Source organism: Patulibacter defluvii, from assembly GCF_034096925.1.
In the GTDB taxonomy this organism is placed as follows: Bacteria; Actinomycetota; Thermoleophilia; order Solirubrobacterales; family Solirubrobacteraceae; genus Patulibacter; species Patulibacter defluvii.
In genome coordinates, this window is sequence record NZ_JAWZSQ010000001.1 from 192,135 (window position 1) to 210,287 (window position 18,153).

Annotated in this window: 17 protein-coding genes; 9 read left to right on the forward strand and 8 right to left on the reverse strand. The window is 74.9% G+C overall.

From position 1 onward, the window contains the following. The first annotated feature begins 10 nt into the window (after nt 1-10). Both SH587_RS00790 and SH587_RS00795 read left to right on the forward strand, forming a co-directional pair. Nucleotides 11-2,680 carry a cation-translocating P-type ATPase gene (locus tag SH587_RS00790; RefSeq protein WP_320668635.1) on the forward strand — a complete coding sequence of 890 codons (2,670 nt, stop codon included), beginning with the start codon at nt 11-13 and terminating at the stop codon, nt 2,678-2,680. Then, a complete protein-coding gene (locus SH587_RS00795) occupies nt 2,677-2,901 on the forward strand; it encodes a DUF1918 domain-containing protein (RefSeq protein ID WP_320668636.1) in 225 nt (74 codons plus the stop codon). Before SH587_RS00790 ends, SH587_RS00795 begins: the two co-directional genes overlap by 4 nt. Nucleotides 2,902-2,908: 7 nt before the next feature. Here SH587_RS00795 and SH587_RS00800 read toward each other — a convergent pair whose 3' ends face one another. From SH587_RS00800 to SH587_RS00830, 7 genes are read right to left on the reverse strand one after another with little or no spacing between them, the layout of a single operon-like run. Further along, nucleotides 2,909-3,250: an ArsR/SmtB family transcription factor gene (locus SH587_RS00800; protein ID WP_320668637.1), complete on the reverse strand. Its 342-nt coding sequence runs from the start codon at nt 3,248-3,250 to the stop codon at nt 2,909-2,911. Nucleotides 3,251-3,280: 30 nt separating this feature from the next. Then, nucleotides 3,281-5,386, reverse strand: a complete 2,106-nt coding sequence (locus SH587_RS00805; RefSeq protein WP_320668638.1) for an MMPL family transporter — start codon at nt 5,384-5,386, stop codon at nt 3,281-3,283. Beyond that, nucleotides 5,383-5,634: a DUF2892 domain-containing protein gene (locus tag SH587_RS00810; protein ID WP_320668639.1), complete on the reverse strand. Its 252-nt coding sequence runs from the start codon at nt 5,632-5,634 to the stop codon at nt 5,383-5,385. The genes SH587_RS00805 and SH587_RS00810 overlap by 4 nt, the downstream gene beginning before the upstream one ends. A gap of 31 nt (nt 5,635-5,665) precedes the next feature. Then, on the reverse strand, nt 5,666-6,601 hold the full coding sequence (locus SH587_RS00815; protein WP_320668640.1) for a carbamate kinase: 936 nt from the start codon (nt 6,599-6,601) through the stop codon (nt 5,666-5,668). Beyond that, the gene (argF, locus tag SH587_RS00820) at nt 6,598-7,521 is read right to left on the reverse strand and encodes an ornithine carbamoyltransferase (RefSeq protein WP_320668641.1); all 924 of its coding nucleotides are present in this window, start codon (nt 7,519-7,521) and stop codon (nt 6,598-6,600) included. The genes SH587_RS00815 and argF overlap by 4 nt, the downstream gene beginning before the upstream one ends. After that, the gene (gene arcA / locus SH587_RS00825; protein ID WP_320668642.1) at nt 7,518-8,753 is read right to left on the reverse strand and encodes an arginine deiminase; all 1,236 of its coding nucleotides are present in this window, start codon (nt 8,751-8,753) and stop codon (nt 7,518-7,520) included. The genes argF and arcA overlap by 4 nt, the downstream gene beginning before the upstream one ends. Beyond that, nucleotides 8,750-10,237, reverse strand: a complete 1,488-nt coding sequence (locus tag SH587_RS00830) for an amino acid permease (protein WP_320668643.1) — start codon at nt 10,235-10,237, stop codon at nt 8,750-8,752. Before SH587_RS00830 ends, arcA begins: the two co-directional genes overlap by 4 nt. A 173-nt stretch (nt 10,238-10,410) precedes the next feature. On the opposite strand from SH587_RS00830, the gene SH587_RS00835 reads away from it, so the two are divergent. The 5 genes from SH587_RS00835 to ftsH all read left to right on the forward strand — a co-directional run bounded on the left by SH587_RS00835 (nt 10,411) and on the right by ftsH (nt 15,011). Continuing rightward, nucleotides 10,411-11,685 carry an NRAMP family divalent metal transporter gene (locus SH587_RS00835; protein WP_320668644.1) on the forward strand — a complete coding sequence of 425 codons (1,275 nt, stop codon included), beginning with the start codon at nt 10,411-10,413 and terminating at the stop codon, nt 11,683-11,685. A 93-nt stretch (nt 11,686-11,778) separates the two neighbouring features. Then, nucleotides 11,779-12,213: a CBS domain-containing protein gene (locus SH587_RS00840; RefSeq protein WP_320668645.1), complete on the forward strand. Its 435-nt coding sequence runs from the start codon at nt 11,779-11,781 to the stop codon at nt 12,211-12,213. A gap of 2 nt (nt 12,214-12,215) precedes the next feature. After that, nucleotides 12,216-12,839 (forward strand): DUF4389 domain-containing protein, encoded by a 624-nt coding sequence (locus tag SH587_RS00845; RefSeq protein ID WP_320668646.1) that lies wholly within the window; start codon nt 12,216-12,218, stop codon nt 12,837-12,839. Nucleotides 12,840-12,850: 11 nt separating this feature from the next. Beyond that, the gene (locus SH587_RS00850; RefSeq protein ID WP_320668647.1) at nt 12,851-13,078 is read left to right on the forward strand and encodes a hypothetical protein; all 228 of its coding nucleotides are present in this window, start codon (nt 12,851-12,853) and stop codon (nt 13,076-13,078) included. 115 nt (nt 13,079-13,193) lie between these two features. Beyond that, nucleotides 13,194-15,011, forward strand: a complete 1,818-nt coding sequence (gene ftsH, locus SH587_RS00855) for an ATP-dependent zinc metalloprotease FtsH (protein WP_320668648.1) — start codon at nt 13,194-13,196, stop codon at nt 15,009-15,011. Between the two features lie 22 nt (nt 15,012-15,033). Here ftsH and SH587_RS00860 read toward each other — a convergent pair whose 3' ends face one another. Then, nucleotides 15,034-16,239, reverse strand: coding sequence for an NAD(P)/FAD-dependent oxidoreductase (locus SH587_RS00860; RefSeq protein ID WP_320668649.1), 1,206 nt, complete (start codon nt 16,237-16,239; stop codon nt 15,034-15,036). A gap of 108 nt (nt 16,240-16,347) precedes the next feature. Here SH587_RS00860 and SH587_RS00865 point away from each other — a divergent pair, with 108 nt between their 5' ends. Further along, entirely contained in the window at nt 16,348-17,250 is a 903-nt protein-coding gene (locus SH587_RS00865; RefSeq protein WP_320668650.1) for an ABC transporter ATP-binding protein, read from the forward strand. Next, a complete protein-coding gene (locus SH587_RS00870; RefSeq protein WP_320668651.1) occupies nt 17,247-18,113 on the forward strand; it encodes an efflux permease Rv1217c-related protein in 867 nt (288 codons plus the stop codon). Before SH587_RS00865 ends, SH587_RS00870 begins: the two co-directional genes overlap by 4 nt. The last annotated feature ends 40 nt before the right edge of the window (nt 18,114-18,153 follow it).

Below are 18,153 nucleotides of genomic sequence, written 5' to 3' on the forward strand. Positions count from 1 at the left end.
GATCGCGACGATGGCCACCGCACCCGCGCCGCCGTCCGCGCGCGATCCGACCGAGCCGGCCGCCGCGCTGCTCCGTGACCTCGGCACTTCGGCCACGGGGTTGACGAGCAGCGAGGCGCGCCGGCGGCTCGCGGCCTACGGGCCGAACGAGCTGGTGCGCCGAGGCCGCGCCGAGTGGCCGCGGCAGCTCGCGGCCCAGTTCACCCATCCGCTGGCACTGCTGCTCGCGGCGGCGGCCGTCCTCTCCCAGCTGGCGGGGATGACCGTCCTGACGATCGCGATCGCCGCCGTGATCGTGCTCAACGCGGCGCTCGCGTTCTGGCAGGAGCGCCAGGCGGTGCACGCCCTCGAGGCGCTCCGCCAGTACCTGCCGCCGCAGGCGACGGCGATCCGCGACGGCCGCCCGACCGCCGTCGACGCGACCACGGTGGTCCCGGGCGACCTGCTCGTGCTCCAGGAGGGCGACCGGATCAGCGCCGACGCGCGACTGCTCGACGGTGCGTTGGAGTGCGACGTCTCGGCGCTGACCGGCGAGTCGCAGACCGTGCTTCGCAGCGCCGACGCGGCGCCGGTGCGCGGTGCGCTGACCGCGCAGCCCGATCTGGTCTTCAGCGGCACCAGCGCAACCGGCGGCGAGGCGACCGCCGTCGTCTTCGCGAGCGGGATGCAGACGGAGATCGGGCGGATCGCCGCCCTCTCGGAGCGCGTGACCGTCACCCAGAGCCCGCTCCAGCTGCAGGTCCGCCGGGTCGCCTGGCTGATCGCGTTGATCGCGGTCGTGGTCGGGGTCGCGTTCGTGCCGCTGGGCACCCTCGTCGCCGGTCTGCCGCTGACCGACGCGGTGGTCTTCGCGATCGGCCTGCTGGTGGCGAACGTCCCCGAGGGACTGCTGCCGACGATCACGCTGGCGCTCGCCGCCGGGGTCCGCCAGCTGGCGCGCCGGCGGGCGCTGGTGAAGCGGCTGGGCGGGGTCGAGACGCTGGGCGCCACCGACGTGATCTGCACCGACAAGACCGGCACGCTGACCCGCAACCGGATGCGGGTCGTCGATCGCTGGAGCCCGCGGGGACCGGCGGGAGAGACGGCGCTGCTGCGCGTCGCCGCGACCTGCACCACGGCCGACCTCGACGGCGCCAGCGGCGACCCGACCGAGCTGGCGATCCTCGAGGCGGCCCGTGACGCCGGCAGCGCCCCGCCGCCCGCCGCCCGCGCGGCGGCCCGCGGCCGGCTCTTCCACTTCGACCCGACCCGCCGCCTGATGACCACCGTCGACCGCCGTGACGGCGGCTGGGTGGCGGCCACCAAGGGCGCGCCGGAGGCGGTACTGGAGCGCTGCGCGCGGATCGCCGACGGGGGCGGAGCGCGGGCGCTGAGCGCGCAGGACCGCGACCGGATCCGCGCCGCGGACGAGGCGATGGCCGAGCGTGGCCTGCGGGTGCTGGCCGTCGCCGAGCGCCCGCTCGCGGCGGTGCCGGGAGCCAGCGAGCGCGAGCAGACCGAACGCGAGGCGACCTTCCTGGGCCTGATCGCGATGCTCGACCCGCCGCGAGCGGAGGTCGCCGACGCGGTCGCCCGCTGTCACGCGGCGGGGATCCGGATCCACGTGGTGACCGGCGACCAGGGCCTGACCGCGGCCAACGTCGCCGCCCAGGTGGGGATCGGCGCCGACGGGATCCGGGTGGTCGAGGCCGACGAGCTGGAGGCGCTCGGCGACGCCGGCCTGGCGGCGCTGCTGCGCGGACCCGACGAGCTGATCTTCGCCCGCAGCAGCCCGGAGGCGAAGCTGCGGATCGCCGACGCGCTGCGCCACGACGGGCACGTCGTCGCGATGACCGGCGACGGCGTCAACGACGCGCCGGCGTTGCGGCGGGCCGACATCGGCGTCGCGATGGGCCGCTCGGGGACCGAGGTCGCGCGTGAGGCGGCGACGGTCGTGCTGACCGACGACGACTTCTCGACGATCGTCGGCGCCGTCGAGGAGGGACGCCGCGTCTACGCGAACATCCGCAAGTTCATCCTCTACATCTTCGCCCACGCGCCGGCCGAGGTGCTGCCGTTCCTGGTCTTCGCGCTCAGCGGCGGCGCGATCCCGCTGCCGCTGACGGCGGTCCAGATCCTGGCGATCGACCTCGGCACCGAGACCCTGCCGGCGCTCGCGCTCGGTCGCGAGCCGGTCGAGGAGGGCACGATGGAGCGCCCGCCGCGCGGCCGTCGCTCGCAGGTGATCGACCGTCGGCTGCTGGTCCGCGCCTGGGCCGTGCTGGGGCTGACGTCGGCGCTGCTCGTGCTCGGCGGCTTCCTGCTGGCGCTCTCGCGCGCGGGCTGGACGCCGGGGGCCGACACCGGCGAGGGCAGCGTCCTCCACCACGCCTACCTGCAGGCGACGAGCATGACCTTCCTGGGGATCGTCGCCTGTCAGATCGGGACCGCGATCGCGGCCCGCAGCGAACGCGCCTCGCTGCGCAGCGTCGGGCTGCTCCGCAACCGGCTGCTGCTGTGGGGGATCGCGTTCGAGATCGCGGTCGCCGTGGCCGTCGTCTGGCTGCCACCGCTCCAGGACGTCTTCTCGACCCGTCCGCCCGACGCCGCGACCCTGGCGCTGCTGCCGCTGTTCCCGGTCGTGGTCTGGGGCGTCGACGAGCTGTACCGCTGGTTCCTGCGCCGAAGGGCAATCCGATGACCACGACCCCCACCGAGCCGATCCCGTTCGACGAGGCCCGCCCGGGCGACTGGGTGGAGAGCCCGTCGCCCGACGGCGGGCCGCCGCGCCGGGCGCTGATCGTCGAGGTCCGCGGCGATCCGGGGCATCGCCGGTTCCTCGTTCGCTGGGACGAGGAGCACGAGTCGGTCCACTACCCGGGACCGCGCGAGCGGCTGTACCGGTCGCGGACCGCGACCTGACGCGTGCTCAACCGGATCCGGCGCCGAGCAGGGCGTCGAGCTCGTCGGCCCGTTCGCGCAGCCCGCCGCAGACCAGCTCGCAGAGGGCGAAGACCGTCTCGTCGGCGATCGCGTAGCGGACAGCGGTGCCCTCCTTCGTCCGCGAGACGATCCCGGCCTGGTGCAGCACCCCGAGGTGCTTGGAGGCGTTCTGCTGGCTGCTGCCGATCGCGGCGGTCAGCTCGCCGACCGTCGCCGCGCCCTCCCGCAGCCGGTCGAGCAGCCGGATCCGGGTCGGGTCGCCGATCACGCGGAAGCGCCGCGCGATCAGCTCGGCGAGCGGCTCGGGGATCGGCCGGGGGAGGAGCACGGGGACGACGATAGCGCCCGGATCGGGAGGTCAGGCGTGGCCGAAGCGGACGTCGGGTAGCAGCCGGTCCAAGGGCGCCGGCAGCCACCACGCCCAGCGACCCGTCAGCCGCAGCAGCACCGGCACCAGCAGCAGCCGCACGAGGAACGCGTCCAGCAGCACGGCGACGCCGAGGATCACGCCCATCTCCTTGGGCGGCAGCGGCCCGGAGAGGGCGAAGGTGAAGAAGACGGCGACCATCACGGCGGCCGCGGCGAAGATCACCCGGCCGGAGTGGGCCAGCCCGCCGACCATCGCCTCCCGGGGGTCGTGGGAGCGGTCCCAGTGCTCCTTCGCGGACGACAGCAGGAAGACCGTGTAGTCCATCGAGATCGCGAAGACCATCGCGAAGAAGAACACCGGCGCCCAGGCATCGAGGAACCCCTGCGGCTCGAAGCCGAGCAGCCCGGCGCCGTGCCCCTCCTGGAAGACCAGCCGCGCGACGCCGAAGGCGGCGGCGACGGCCAGCAGGTTGGTGACGGTCCCGATCAGCGCGACCACCGGCGCCCGCAGCGCGAACAGCAGCAGCAGGAACCCGAGCGCGAGGACGACGCCGAGGACCAGGGGCGTCTTGGCGGTCAGGGTCGCCTCCAGGTCGTGGTTCTCCGCCACCGATCCACCGACCAGCGCCTGCCGCGGCAGCGCGTCGCGGATCCGGTCGATCGCGGCGCCGGTGGTGGCCGCGGAGGGATCCTGCTTCAGGGTCGCCTGGAGCAGCTCGTGGCCGCCGTCGCCGGCGACGGCCGGCAGCACGCCGGCGACGTCGCGGTCGGCCCGCAGCGTCGCGGCCGTCCGGTCGGCCTGGGCGCGCGGCACGACGACCTGGAGCGCGCCGGGCGCGCCGTCGCCGAACGCCTGCTGGACCAGCCCGTAGCCGACCCGCGAGCCGTCCTGCTCGGGGACGACCTTGATCGACGGCATCCCGGTCCGCAGGCCGAGCACCGGGGCGGCCAGCAGCAGCAGCGCGACGACGGCGATCGCGCCGAACGCGAGCGGCCGCCGCCAGAGCCGCGCCGCCCAGGCGGCGAAGCGCGGCGACCGGTGCTCGCCGCTGCGGGCCCACGGCAGCGCGGCACGGTCGATCCGCGGCCCGAGCTTGGCCAGCACCGCCGGCAGCAGCGTCAGCGTCGCGGCGAGGACGAAGAGGACCGAGATCATGATCCCGAGGGCCATCGAGCGGAACGCGGGAGAGGGCACGAGCATCACCGCCGTCAGCGAGATCAGTACGGTCAGGCCGGAGAACAGGACCGCCTTGCCGGCGGTGTCCATCGTCTCGGCGGTCGCGTCGACCGGATCGCGGCCGGAGCCGAAGAACGCGGCCCGGAAGCGCATCACGACGAACAGCGCGTAGTCGATGCCGAGCGCGAGCGCGAACATCAGGGCGAAGTTCATCGCCCAGATCGAGATGTCGAGCAGCTGGGTGCCGAGGTAGAGCGTCCCGGCCGAGGCGACGAGACCGAGGATCGTCAGCATCAGCGGCAGCCCGGCGGCGACCAGCGAGCCGAAGGCCAGGACCAGGATCACCAGCGTCACCGGCCACGACAGCAGCTCGCTCTTCATCATCGCGTCGCGGTTGGCGGTGTTGAAGTCCGACCACATGCCGCTGGCCCCGGTCAGCGCCGCCTGGACCCCGTCGACGCGCGGCAGCTTCCCCTTCAGGTCGTCCGCCGCGCGGACCATCTCGTTGCTCGAGGCGGCGGCGGTCGCCTGCACGATCGCCGTCCGGCCGTCGCGCGAGACCGAGGTCCCGGGCTGGGGCGGCAGCACCCGCCCGCCCCGCGGGTCGGCGCTCAGGGTCCGTTCGGTGGCGGCGATCGCCTGTCGGAAGCCGCCGTCGCGGACGGTCTGGGCATCGCTGTGGAGCACGACCGTCAATGCGCTCGACGAGCGCCCGCCGAACTCGCGATCGAGCAGATCGCGGGCCTGGACGGACTCGGAGCCGGTCGCCTCCCAGCCGGCGCCGGAGAGCGCGTGCTCGACCTGGGGCGCGAGCGCCCCGAGGGCGACGGCGATGACCGCCCAAGCGAGCGCGACGGCCCGGAAGTGGGTCGCGGTCCAGCGGCCGAGTCGGCCGATCGGCCCGACGGTGCCGCTCATCGGAGCTCCTTCCCGCAGGCGGGCCGGAGGCCGAGCGTGCGCTGCAGGATCAGCGACGCCGGGCAGGCACCGACGAGCACGTAGAGCCACTGGTTGATCCCGACGAAGGCCGTCAGGAGCAGGAACCAGGGCGAGACGACGGCGCTGAGCGCGGCCGACAGCAGCGAGACGCTGCCGGCGAGCGCGAACAGCGCCCGTTCGAGCGGCCAGCGCGACGCGCGCGCGGACCCGGACGAGGAGGTGGTCATCGGAGACTCCGATCGACGGACAGTTACACCACTATACCACCGTAGAGTTGTGGATAGAGTCGTCGCCGCGGATCCGCGTGCCGGCTGCGCCGGCGAGGATCGCCGCCGCATCGGCGAGCGCGCCGATCGCCGCCCGTCCCCCGCCGGCGGCGAAGGCCTGGGCCGCCTCGACCTTCGGCCGCATCGAGCCGGGCGGCAGCTGGTCGATCAGCGGGTCCCCGGGACGCAGCTCGGCGAGCGGGGCAGCGGCGGGCGTGCCGAAGCCGCGCATCAGCGCCGGCACGTCGGTCAGCAGCAGCAGCGCGTCGGCGTCCAGCCGCGACGCCAGCAGCGCGCTCGCCCGGTCCTTGTCGACGACCGCCTCGACGCCCCGCAGGCCGCCCGCGGCGTCGCGCGCGACGGGGATCCCGCCTCCGCCGGTGCAGACGACGACCACGCCGTCGGCCACCAGCCGCCGGACGACGTCCAGCTCGACGATCTCGCGCGGGACGGGCGAGCCGACGACCCGCCGCCAGCGATCGCCGTCGGGGGCGATCGACCAGCCGTGCTCGCGCGCCAGCCGTTCCGCGGTCGGGCGGTCGTAGACCGGGCCGATCGGCTTGGTCGGCGCGCCGAGGGCCGGATCGGCGCCGTCGACGACCACCTGGGTCAGCAGCGTCACCACCTCGCGGCCGGGCAGGGCGTTGGTCAGCGCCTGACCGAGCAGGTAGCCGATCAGCGCCTCGCTCTCGGCCCCGAGCACGTCGAGCGGATCGCCGTCCTCCGCCGCCCGCAGCGCCAGCAGCCCGACCTGCGGGCCGTTGCCGTGGGTGACGACCACGTCGTGCTCGGCGAACAGCGGCGCGAGGGCCGCGATCGCCGCCGCCACGTTGCGACGCTGGACGGCGACCGACGGCGTCTCGCCGCGGCGCAGCAGCGCGTTGCCGCCGAGCGCCGCGACGATCAGCGGACGGCGGCGGCCGCTCATCGTCCGCCGCAGAGCGCGTGCAGCACCGCCTGCTCGGTCGGGAGCCGGTTGGCCGCCTGCTGCCAGACGGCGCTGCGCGGGCCGTCGATCACGCTCGCCTCGACCTCCTGGCCGCGGTGAGCGGGCAGGCAGTGGAGGAAGATCGCGTCGCGGCGGGCGTGGGCCAGCAGCTCCGCGTCGACGCGGTAAGGCCGCAGCGCCGCCTGGCGGTCGGCGTCGTCGAGATCGCCCATCGAGACCCAGACGTCGGTGTAGACCGCATGCGCCCCGGCCACGGCCGTGGCCGGGTGGCGGTGGATCTCGATCGCGCCGCCGGCGTCCCGGGCCAGCGAGACGACGTCCGGGTCCGGCTCGTAGCCGGCCGGACAGGCCAGGTCGATCGTGACCCCGGCCAGCGTCCCGGCCTCGATCAGCGAGTGCGTGACGTTGTTGCCGTCGCCGACGTAGGCCAGCCGCAGGCCGTCGAGTCGGCCGAACCGCTCGCGCAGCGTCAGCAGGTCGGCCAGCGCCTGGCAGGGATGGTGCTCGTCGGTCAGCGCGTTGATCACCGGCACCTCGGCCGCGGCGGCGATCTCCTCGACCGTCTCCTGGGCGAACGTCCGGACGACGATCGCCGCCGCGTAGGCCGAGAGCACCCGGGCGGTGTCGGCGACCGGCTCGCCCCGGCCCAGTTGCAGCTCGTCCGGGCGGAGCATGATCGGCAGCATCCCAAGTCGGTGGGCGGCGGCCTCGAACGAGACCCGGGTGCGGGTCGAGGGCTTGTCGAAGAGCGCCGCCAGCGCGCGGCCGCGCAGCGCGTCGCTCCAGCGCCACGGATCGTCCTTCATCGCGGCGGCCAGGTCGAGCAGCCGCAGCAGCTGCGAGCGGTCGAGATCCGAGATCCGCAGCAGGTCGGCGGGCATGGTCAGCAGGACGGTCATCGCAGCGGCTCCCGTTCGATCGGGCAGGACATGCAGCGGGCGCCGCCGCGGCCGCGGCCGAGCTCGGAGCCCGCGATCGTGATCACCTCGACGCCGGCCTGGCGCAGGCGGGTGTTGGTGTCGACGTTGCGCTCGTAGCCGACGACGACACCGGGGGCGATCGCCAGCACGTTGTTGCCGTCGTCCCACTGCTCGCGCTCGGCCTCGTAGCGGTCGCCGCCGGTCTCGATCACCCGCACGTGCTCGATCTCCAGCTCGACGGTGATCGCGTCGAAGACCTCGCCCTCGCGCGCCACCGTGACGCCGTGGGGGCCGGGGGCGAGCGTCGTCGCTTCCATCGAGCAGCGCAGCTCGGGGTAGACCGTGAAGGCGTCGCGGTCGACCATCGTCAGCACCGTGTCGAGGTGCATCGCCGACCGCGCCCGCGGCAGCTCGACGGCGATCACGCGGCGGGCCGCGCCGGCCGCGAACAGCCGCTCGGCCAGCAGCTCGACCGCGCCCGCCCGGGTCCGCTCGCCCATCCCGACCATCACGCAGCCGTCGCCGAGGACGTGCACGTCGCCGCCCTCCAGACGGGCCGCGCCGCCCAGCCCGTCGCTCCAGATCTCGCGCTCCGCCGTCGCGAACAGCGGGTGGTGACGGTAGATCGCCTCGTAGTGGAGCGACTCGCGCCGGCGGGCCGGCTTCGCCATCGCGTTGATCGTGACGCCGCCGTGGATCCACGCCGACGTGTCGCGCGTGAACATGTGGTTCGGCAGCGGGTCGAGCAGGAACCCGCCCGAGCGAGCCCGCCGGACCGGCAGCGCATCGCTGCGGAACGGCAGGTCGGCGACGTCGATGCCACCGATCAGCCAGCGGGTCAGGTCCTCCCCGGGCAGCGACGCGAGCCACTCGCGAACCGCCGGTCCCAGCCGCGGCCCCAGATCGGCCGCGGCGAGGGTGCCGTCGAGGACCAGTGCCCGCGCCTCCGGCCGGTCGAGGGCCTGGGCCAGCAGGTCGGCCAGGTAGAGCACCTCGACGCCGCGCTCGGCGAGGGCGTCGGCGAAGGCGTCGTGCTCCTGACGGGCGCGCTTCACCCACAGCACGTCGTCGAACAGCAGCTCGTCCTTGTTCGACGGCGTCAGCCGCCGCAGCTCGAGGTCGGGCCGGTGCAGGATCACCCGCCGCAGGACGCCGACCTCGGAGTCGACCCCGAGCCGCGCGGCTGCGGCGGTGGCCGGGACGGCGCTCATGCCGTCACCTCGCCGCGGGCGACGGTCGGCTCGACGTCGGCCGGCACCTCGCCGTCGCCGGCGGCGACCGCGGCGCCCTCGGCGGGCTCCTCGCTCGCGTCGTCGCGGTCGCGGTCGCGGCGCCAGACCAGCAGCAGGTAGACCGGGATCCCGGCCATCAGCAGCACGAAGCCCTTGGCGATGATCTCCTGGCCGGAACCGGCGATCGCCCAGACCGAGTACGCGAAGGCGAGCAGCGCGATCACGCTGTCGCGGGCGAACCGGCGGCCGCGGAACTGCTCCGGCTCCTTGATCGCCAGGTAGACCTGCGCGGCGGCCGAGTAGGCGTAGGGGACCAGGGTCGTGAGCGTGGCGAGCAGGATGATGAACTCGAACTGGTCGACCAGACCCTTGGTGTAGTTCATGAGCATCAGCACGGTCACCAGCAACGACGACACGACCAGGCCGAAGACCGGGGTCCGGCGCTCACCGTGGACGCGGGCGAAGCGGGCGGGGAAGAGGCCGTCCTCGGCGGCGGCCAGCGGCACGCGGCCCTGGAGCAGGATCCAGCCGTTGAGGGCGCCGAAGCTCGAGACCATCGCGATCGCGGCCACGACCTTGCCCCAACCGCCGCCGAAGATCGAGCTGGCCGCGTCGGCGAACGGGCTCGTCGAGTCGGCCAGCTGCGCGGTCGGCAGGACGCCCATGATCGCGACGGTGGCCAGCAGGTAGAAGATCGCGGTGATGCCGGTTCCGAGGACCGTCGCGCGGGGGATCGTCCGCTCCGGGTCGCGGACCTCCTCGGCCGGGACCGTCGCCGACTCCAGGCCGATGAACGCCCACAGCGTCAGCGCGGCGGTGGTGGAGAAGAGGCTGAGGCTGTGGCCCTCGGGGGCGAACGGCGTGTAGTTGCCGCCCTTGACGAAGAACAGCCCGACCAGGCCGATGATCGCCAGCGGCACGAACTTGAGCACGGTCGTGACGACCTGGACGGTGCCGCCCTCGCGGGCGCCGAGGACGTTGGCGAAGGTCAGCAGCCAGATCGCGCCGATCCCGACCAGCGCGGCCAGCAGTCGGTCGTCGGCGAGCGCGGGCCAGAAGACGGCCAGGTAGCCGACGAAGGCCACGGCGATCGCCGCGTTGCCGGCCCAGACCGCGATCCAGTAGCCCCAGGCGGTCTGGAAGCCGATGAAGTCGCCGAACGCCCGCCGCGCGTAGGCGTAGGGCCCGCCGGTGCGGGGGAAGGCCCGACCGAGGTTGGCGAAGACGAGGGCCAGCAGCATCGCGCCGACCCCGGTGAAGACCCAGGCCAGGATCGACATCGGGCCGGCGGTGGCGGCCAGCGACGAGGGCAGCAGGAAGACGCCGGAGCCGACCATGTTGCCGACGACCAGCGCGGTGGCCATCCACAGGCCCATCGAGCGCTTCAGCCGCGGCGGCGCGGCCGCTGGATCCGGGGGCCGCGCCGCGGGGGCGTCGGCGGAGGGGGCGGTGGGCGTGGACATCGGAACCTCCGGGTAGGACGCCGGCGACCCGCCGGCGTGACGTTTCCGCCACGGTCGCCGGTCGCGGCCCGTGCGCCATCCGCGCGCTCTGCCCGCCGCGTTGCGGGAACCCCGCAGCCGTCCGAGGCGACCTACGGTGTCGGCGCCCGCGGGCGCGGCCGATGATCGTCGCGATGCGGCTCCTCCACGGCCGGCGCGCCCGCCGGCACCACCAGCGACGGCGGCGGCTGCACGCCCGCAGCGGGCGCGCCGCGGTGCTCGCGGTGCTCGGGCCGGGCCTGCTCGCCGGGCTCTCCGACGACGACCCCGCCGGGATCACGACCTACTCGATCATGGGTGCCGACCACGGCTACCGGCTGCTCTGGGTGCTGCTCGCGTCGACCGTGCTGCTGATCGTCTTCCACGAGCTGGCCGCCCGGCTCGGCGTGATGACCGGCAAGGGCCTGCTGGCGCTGGTCCGCGAGCGTCACGGCGAGCGCGCGGCGCTGGCCCTGCTGGCGCCGCTGCTGATCGCCAACCTCGGGACGCTGGTCGCCGAGCTGGCGGGCGTCGCGGCGGCCGCCAGCCTCGCCGGCATCCCGCGCGGACCGGCCGTCGTGGCCGCCGCGGTCGTCGTCTGCGCGCTCGTGCTCGGGTCCGGCTTCCACCGCGTCGAGCACGTGCTGCTGGCGCTGAGCGCGGTCTTCGTGGCCTACGTCGGCGCGGGCCTGCTGGCGCACCCCGACGCGGGCGCGACCCTCGACGGGCTGCTGGTGCCCGGGTTCGGCAGCCGCCAGGGGGCGCTGCTGGCGGCGGTCGCGTGCGTGGGGACGACGCTGGCGCCGTGGGGCTTGACCTTCATGCAGTCCTACGTGGCCGACAAGCGGCTGCGGCCGTCCGAGCTGCGCTACGAGCGGATCGACGTCGCCACCGGGGCGATCCTGACAGGCGTGATCGGCGCCTTCGTGATCGTCGCCTGCGCCGCGACCCTGCACCCGCTCGGACGCTCGATCGAGGACGCCTCGGACGCGGCGCTGGCGCTCGAGCCGCTGGCGGGGCGGATGGCGTCGCTGCTGTTCGGCGGCGGGCTGCTCGGCGCGGCGCTGCTGGCGGCGGCGGTGGTGCCGCTGGCGACCGCCTACGCGATCAGCGAGGCGGCCGGCCACGAGGGACGGCTCGACGATCCACCCGCCCAGGCGAAGGTCTTCTACGCCAGCTACGCCGGAGCGCTGGCGCTGGCTGCCGCGATCGTGCTCGTGCCGGCGGTCCCGCTGGTCCCGGTGCTGTTCCTGACCCAGGCCCTCAACGCGGTGCTGCTGCTGCCGATCCTGCTGGTCGTCCGGCGGCTCGCCGGCGACCCCGCGCTGGTCGGCGACGCGGCGCTCACGCGCGCGGGCCGGGCGGGCACCCTGGCCGCCGCCGCGGCGGTCGCGGCCAGCGTCGCGGTGCTCGCCGCGACGATGCTCTGAGGTCGGCTGCGGACGACGATCCGTAGTCCTCCCCGCAACCGGCGGGGCGGCGTGCGGATGGCGCGGCGGCGGCCCGCTCGTAGCGTCGCGAGCATGAACACGAGCCTCCGCCAGACCCTCGCGCGAAGCTGCGCCCGCGACGTGATGCACGCGCCGATCGTGGCCTGCGATCCGGCGACCGACCTCCGCGACGTCGCCGCCGAGATGGCCCGCCACCGGATCCACGCCGTGGTGGTCGACGGCATCAGCCACGACCGGCCCGGCGACCGCCTGGTCTGGGCCGTGCTCTCCGACCTCGACCTGGTGCGGGCGGCGGTCGACCTCGCGATCGGCGCGACCGCCGGCGAGGTCGCGGCGACCCCGGCGGTCTGCGTCGACGACACGGACGACCTGGTCGTGGTCGCCGCGACGCTGGTCGAGAACGAGTGCTCGCACGCCGTGGTGACGGCCGACGAGCGGCCGGTCGGGGTCGTCTCGACCCTCGACGTCGTCGCCGCGCTGGCGGCGGCGGAGCGCACGGCGGCCTGACCATGTCGCGGCCGGCGGACGCCCCGCAGGCGGCGCGGCTGACGATCGACTACCCCGATCGTCCGCTCGACCGGCTGAGCACGCTGCTGCGACCGATCTGGGCGATCCCGATCCTGATCGTGCTGTGGCTGACCAGCGGCAGCGGGATCAGCTACGGCGACGAGCACGCGGTGCTGGCCAGCGGCGGCCTGCTGGTGCTGCCGACGGCGGCGATGCTCGTCGTCCGCCGCAAGTACCCGCGCTGGTGGTTCGACTTCAACCGCGAACTGACGCGGTTCGGGGCCCGGGTCGGCGCCTACCTGGCGCTGCTCGACGACCGCTACCCGTCGACCGACGACGAGCAGGCCGTCCACCTGGAGCTCGACCCGCCCGACCCGCAGCACCTGAACCGCTGGCTGCCGCTGGTCAAGTGGCTGCTGGCGATCCCCCACTACCTCGTCCTGGCCGTGCTCTGGATCGCCGTCGTGGTGGTGGTCGTCTGGGCCTGGGTCGCGATCCTCGCCACCGGCCGCTACCCCCGCGGCGCCTTCGACTTCGTCGTCGGCGTGGCTCGCTGGCAGCTGCGCGTCGCCGCCTACTCGACCCTCCTGATCACCGATCGCTACCCGCCGTTCTCGCTGCGCTGAAGGAGCACCTGATGACCGTCACCACGTCGACGCCGCGGCGTCGCTCCTCCCACGTCGCCCTCCGCCGGCTGACCGCGCCGCTGGAGGCCGAGATCGCCGACCTGCAGGCGCGCCGGGCGGCGCTGGCCGCAGCCGAGGAACGGCAGCGGCGAGCGCTCGAGCAGCTGCGGGACGCCCTCGACGAGCTGCGCGGCCGCCGGGCGCCCGAGCCCGCCCGCGTGCCGGTCCGGAGCCGTTGACGTGGCCGACGAGCCGGAGCCGCGGCAACCGCCCTCCGAACGCGGAGCACCGCCGGGGCCAGCGGCCGGCGGCGGCCGACCCGGCTGGTCCGCGGTCTGGATGATCGTCGTCGGCGTGATCCTGGTGAACTGGCTGATCGCGGTCGCGATCTCCAGCGCCGACCGCACGCCGAGCGTCAGCTACAGCGTCTTCCGCCAGCAGGTCGAGCGCGGCAACGTGGTCAGCGTCCGTTCGCGCGACGAGACGATCGAGGGCCGCTTCCGGACCGCGGTGCCGGTGACCGTCGCCGGCAAGCGCAAGACGACCACGACCTTCCAGACCGAGCGCCCGGCCTTCGCCGACGACGGCCTCCTGGGCCTGCTGATGAGCCGCAAGGTGACCGTCGCCGCGCGGGCCCCGGCGAAGGCGTCGCCGCTGCTCTCGATCCTGACCGGCGTCGTGCCGACCCTGCTGATCCTGGGCGTGCTGCTGTTCGCGTTCCGCCACGTCGGGGGCGGTGCCGGTGGCCTCGGCGGCGTCGGCCGCTCGAAGGCCCGCCGCTACGAGACGACGGCGAGCAAGACCACCTTCCACGACGTGGCCGGGATCGACGAGGCGACCGACGAGCTGGTCGAGGTGGTCGACTTCCTGCGCCACCCCGAGCGCTACCGGCGGCTCGGGGCGACCGTGCCCCGCGGCGTCCTGCTGACCGGGCCGCCCGGGACCGGCAAGACGCTCCTGGCCCGCGCCGTCGCCGGCGAGGCGGACGTGCCGTTCTTCTCGCTCTCGGCGTCCGAGTTCGTCGAGATGTTCGTCGGGGTCGGCGCCAGCCGCGTCCGCGACCTCTTCGCCCAGGCCAAGGCCAGCGCGCCGTCGATCGTCTTCATCGACGAGCTCGACGCGATCGGGCGCGTCCGCGGAGCCGGCGGCGGCACCGGCTCGAACGAGGAGCGCGAGCAGACGCTGAACCAGATCCTGACCGAGATGGACGGCTTCACCGGCACCGAGGGCGTGATCATCCTGGCCGCGACCAACCGCCCGGAGATCCTCGATCCCGCGCTGCTGCGGGCCGGTCGCTTCGACCGCCGGATCGCCGTCAATCCGCCCGACCGTCTCGGTCGCGAGCGGATCCTCCAGGTCCACACCCGCAGCATCCCGCTCGACGACGACGTCGACCTGGCGGCGGTCGCGGCCGAGACACCGGGGATGGTCGGTGCCGACCTGCGAACGCTGGTCAACGAGGCCGCGCTGGCGGCCGCTCGCGACGGGCGCGACGCGGTCCGCGCGGCCGACGTCGCCGCGGCGCTCGAGCGGCAGATGCTCGGCGCCGCCCGCCGGATCGTGCTCTCCTACGAGGACCGGCGCCGGACCGCGTACCACGAGTCCGGGCACGCGCTGCTCGGCGCCCTGCAACCGGGGGCCGACCCGGTCCGGAAGGTCTCGATCATCCCCCGCGGGCACGCGCTCGGGGTCACCTTCCAGAGCCCTGCCGACGACCGCTACGGGTACGGCGAGCCGTACCTGCTGGGGCGGATCACCGGGATGCTGGGAGGACGGGCCAGCGAGCAGCTGGTGCTCGGCGAGATCACCACCGGCGCCGAGTCCGACCTGGAGCAGGCGACCGCGCTGGCCCGGCAGATGGTCGGCCGCTGGGGGATGTCGCGCGAGGTCGGGCTGCTGACGGCGATCGCGCCCGCCGATCGTCCGGGGCTCGGCGAGGCGGCCTCGCAGCGGACGCTGGAGCTGATCGACCAGGAGGCCCGGCGGATCCTCGAGCGCTGTTATCGCGAGGCCGTCGACACGCTGCGCGAGCACCGCGCCCAGCTCGACGCGCTGGCCGCCGCGCTGCTCGTCCACGAGACGCTCGACGAGGACGAGGTGCGGGCGGTCGTCGCGGACGCCGGCGGGCTGTCGACCGCGACCCCGACCCCGGCGGCCGCGCCGCGGTCGTGACCGGCCGCGGCCGGGCTCGCGGTCAGCGCGGACGCTCGCCGACCTGCACCGCGCCGGTCGGCGTCCGCGGGCCGTCCTCGCGGGCCGCGAGGTACGGGCTCAGGTGGTGGCCGACGACCTTGCCGGTCGGCCAGGCCCGGGGCGAGATCGGCGCCTCGCGGGTGACCGGCAGGTGGTTCCCGGTCGGCTGGAGCGTCGAGCGCAGGTACGCCGGCTCGTCGTCGCTGAGCAGGATCCCGCGCAGCACCGGGCGGTACGGCGCCGGCCGCAGCGGATGGCCGAGGTCGGCGAGGATCGCCTCGGCGGCGGCGTCCGCCTGCTGGCACGCCAGGCCGCCCTGCTTGACCGGGCCGTCGGTGACGTCGCCGGCGGCGTAGACCCCCGGCGCACCGGTGACCCGGGCGTGCTCGTCGATCGGCAGGAACCCGCGGTCGTCGGTCGCCAGGCCGGCGATCGTCCGCGGACGCAGCGTCGGCATCGCGACCACGTGGTCGGCCGCCAGCAGGCGGCCGTCGGCCAGCTCGATCTGGCCGTCGTCGTCGAGCCGCATCGCGTGCGCCCCGGCGTGCAGGGTCACGCCGTGCTCGGCGAGCTTGGCCCGCGCCACCGCCTGGGCCTCGGCGCCGAAGACGGCCAGCGGATCGCGCTCGTGGGTCACCACGACGACCTCGGCCGGGACGCCCCGGGCGCGGAGGTGGGTCGCGGCCAGCAGCGCCAGCTCGTAGAGCGGCAGCGACCAGGAGACCTCGCTCGGCGCCACGAACGCGACGCTGCCGCCGCCCGCCTCGGCCAGGTCGTCGAGCAGATCGGTGACCCGGTCGGCGTCGTGGGCGCCGCGGAACGGGACCGCGCCGTCGAGCGAGCGGTCGGGGCGGGCGCCGGTGGCGATCAGCAGCGCGTCGTAGGACAGCCGTTCGCCCTCGCTCGTGCGGACGCTGCGGCCCTCGACGTCGACCTCGTGCAGCACGCCGTGGTGCAGCTCGACCCCGACGTCGTCGGCGAAGGCGCGCAGCGGCAGGCTCCACGAGCGCTCGCCGCCGAACGGCTCGAGCACCGCCAGCGGCGGGTAGCGGAAGCGTTCGTTGGGGGCCAGCAGGGTGATCCGCAGGTGGCGGTCGTCGAGGTGCGCGCGGAGCGCGAGCACGGCCTCGAGGGCCGCGATCCCGGCTCCGGCGATCACGACGCGCGGCACGGTGGCGGGCGCGGGATCGTGCGGATGGATGGACATGCCCCGACCGTCCCGCGCCGCGCGCGCGAGCGCATCCGCAGCCCGCCGCGGCCGCTTTGCGGACTCGTACGGATGGCGCCGCGACCGCCGCGCGGGACGCTGCCGACCGTGAGCTCCGTGATCGAGTGCGACCGCCTGACCAAGCGCTACGGCCGTGCTCGCGGCATCGACGAGCTATCGCTGCGGGTCGAGGCGGGCGAGGTCTTCGGCTTCCTCGGACCGAACGGCGCGGGCAAGACGACGACGATCCGCACGCTGCTCGACCTGCAGCGGCCGACGGCCGGCGCCGCCCGTCTGTTCGGGCTCGACAGCCACCGCGACAGCCTCCGGATCCGGGCCCGGCTGGGGAACCTGGCCGGCGACTTCGCGCTCGAGCCGCAGCTGACCGGCCGACGGGCGCTGACGCTCGCCGCGGCGGTCCGCGGGATCGACGACCTCGGCCCGGCCGAGGAGCTGCGCGAGCGGTTCCGGGCCGACCTCGACCGGCCGCTCGGCGAGCTGTCCCGCGGCAACCGCCAGAAGGTCGGCCTGATCCTGGCGCTCTTCCACCAGCCCGAGCTGCTGATCCTCGACGAGCCGACCGGCGGCCTCGACCCGCTGATGCAGGACGAGTTCCTGACCGTCGTCGGCGAGCAGCGCGACCGCGGGGCGACCGTCTTCCTCTCCTCCCACGAGCTCGACGAGGTCCAGCGGATCTGCGACCGGGTCGGGATCGTGCGGGACGGCCGGCTGATCGTCACCGAGGCGGTCGACCGGATGCGCGAGCGGGCCTACCGCAACGTCGCCGTGCGCTTCGCCGGGCCGTTCGAGCCACGGCTGACCCGGCTGCAGGCGGTCGCCGGCGTCGAGGCCTTGGAGGGCGCCGACGGCGTCGCCCGCTTCCGGCTGCGGGGACCGGTCGACCCGCTGCTGCGCGAGCTGGCCGGCGACGGCGTCGCCGACCTGGAGATCACGCGACCGTCGCTCGACGAGCTGTTCCGCGACTACTACCGCGGCGAGGTCGCCCGATGAGCGCCACCGCCTCGCTGCCCGGCGCGGCGACCCTGGTGCGGTTGCCCGAGGACGCCGTCGCCGCGCCGCTGCCGTGGTGGCGGGTGCTGCTGGCGTTCGTCCGCCACGGGCTCCACCAACAGCGCCGCGCCCCGCTGACCTGGGGCGGCGCGCTGGGCGCGATGAGCGCGCTGATGGCGCTGATCTGGCCGACGATCGACGACGCGATGAGCCGGATGATGGACAGCTACCCCGAGCAGCTGAAGCAGGCGTTCGGGATCGTTCGGCTCGACACGGTCGAGCGCTACGTCGACGCCGAGATGCTGAGCATCGTGGTGCCGTTGACGCTCGCGCTGCTGGCGGTCCGCTGCGTCACCCGGACGACCGTCGCCGCCGAGGCCGCCGGCCAGCTCGACACGCTGCTGGCGCTGCCGGTCAGCCGCCGAGTGCTCGCCTGGTCCTCGTGGATCGTCGCCGCGGCGGTGGTGGCGGGCGCGCTGGTGGTGATCTGGGCTGCCACCGTCGTCGCGGGGGTCGTGGCCGGCACCGGGATCTCGGCGACGGTGATCGGCCGCGGGATGCTCAACGTCTGGCCGCTGGCGATGGCCTTCGGCGGCCTCGCGCTGGTCGCAGCGGGCCTCGTCCGCGGCGCCGGGCGGGTGACCGCGATCGCGACCGGGACGCTGCTGGCGATGTACGTCCTGGACCTGGTCGGCAAGCTCGCCGACGACGTCTCCTGGCTGCGGACCGTCTCGGCCTTCCGCTGGTACGGCTCGGCGATCCAGGACGGGCTCGACCTGCGCCACGTCGCCGGCCTGACCGCCGTCGGCCTGCTGCTGGCGGCGGCCGGAGCGCAACTGCTGGAGCGCCGCGACCTTCGCTGACGGCGCCTTTGCCGGACCTTTGCCGTCCGCGGCCTAGGGT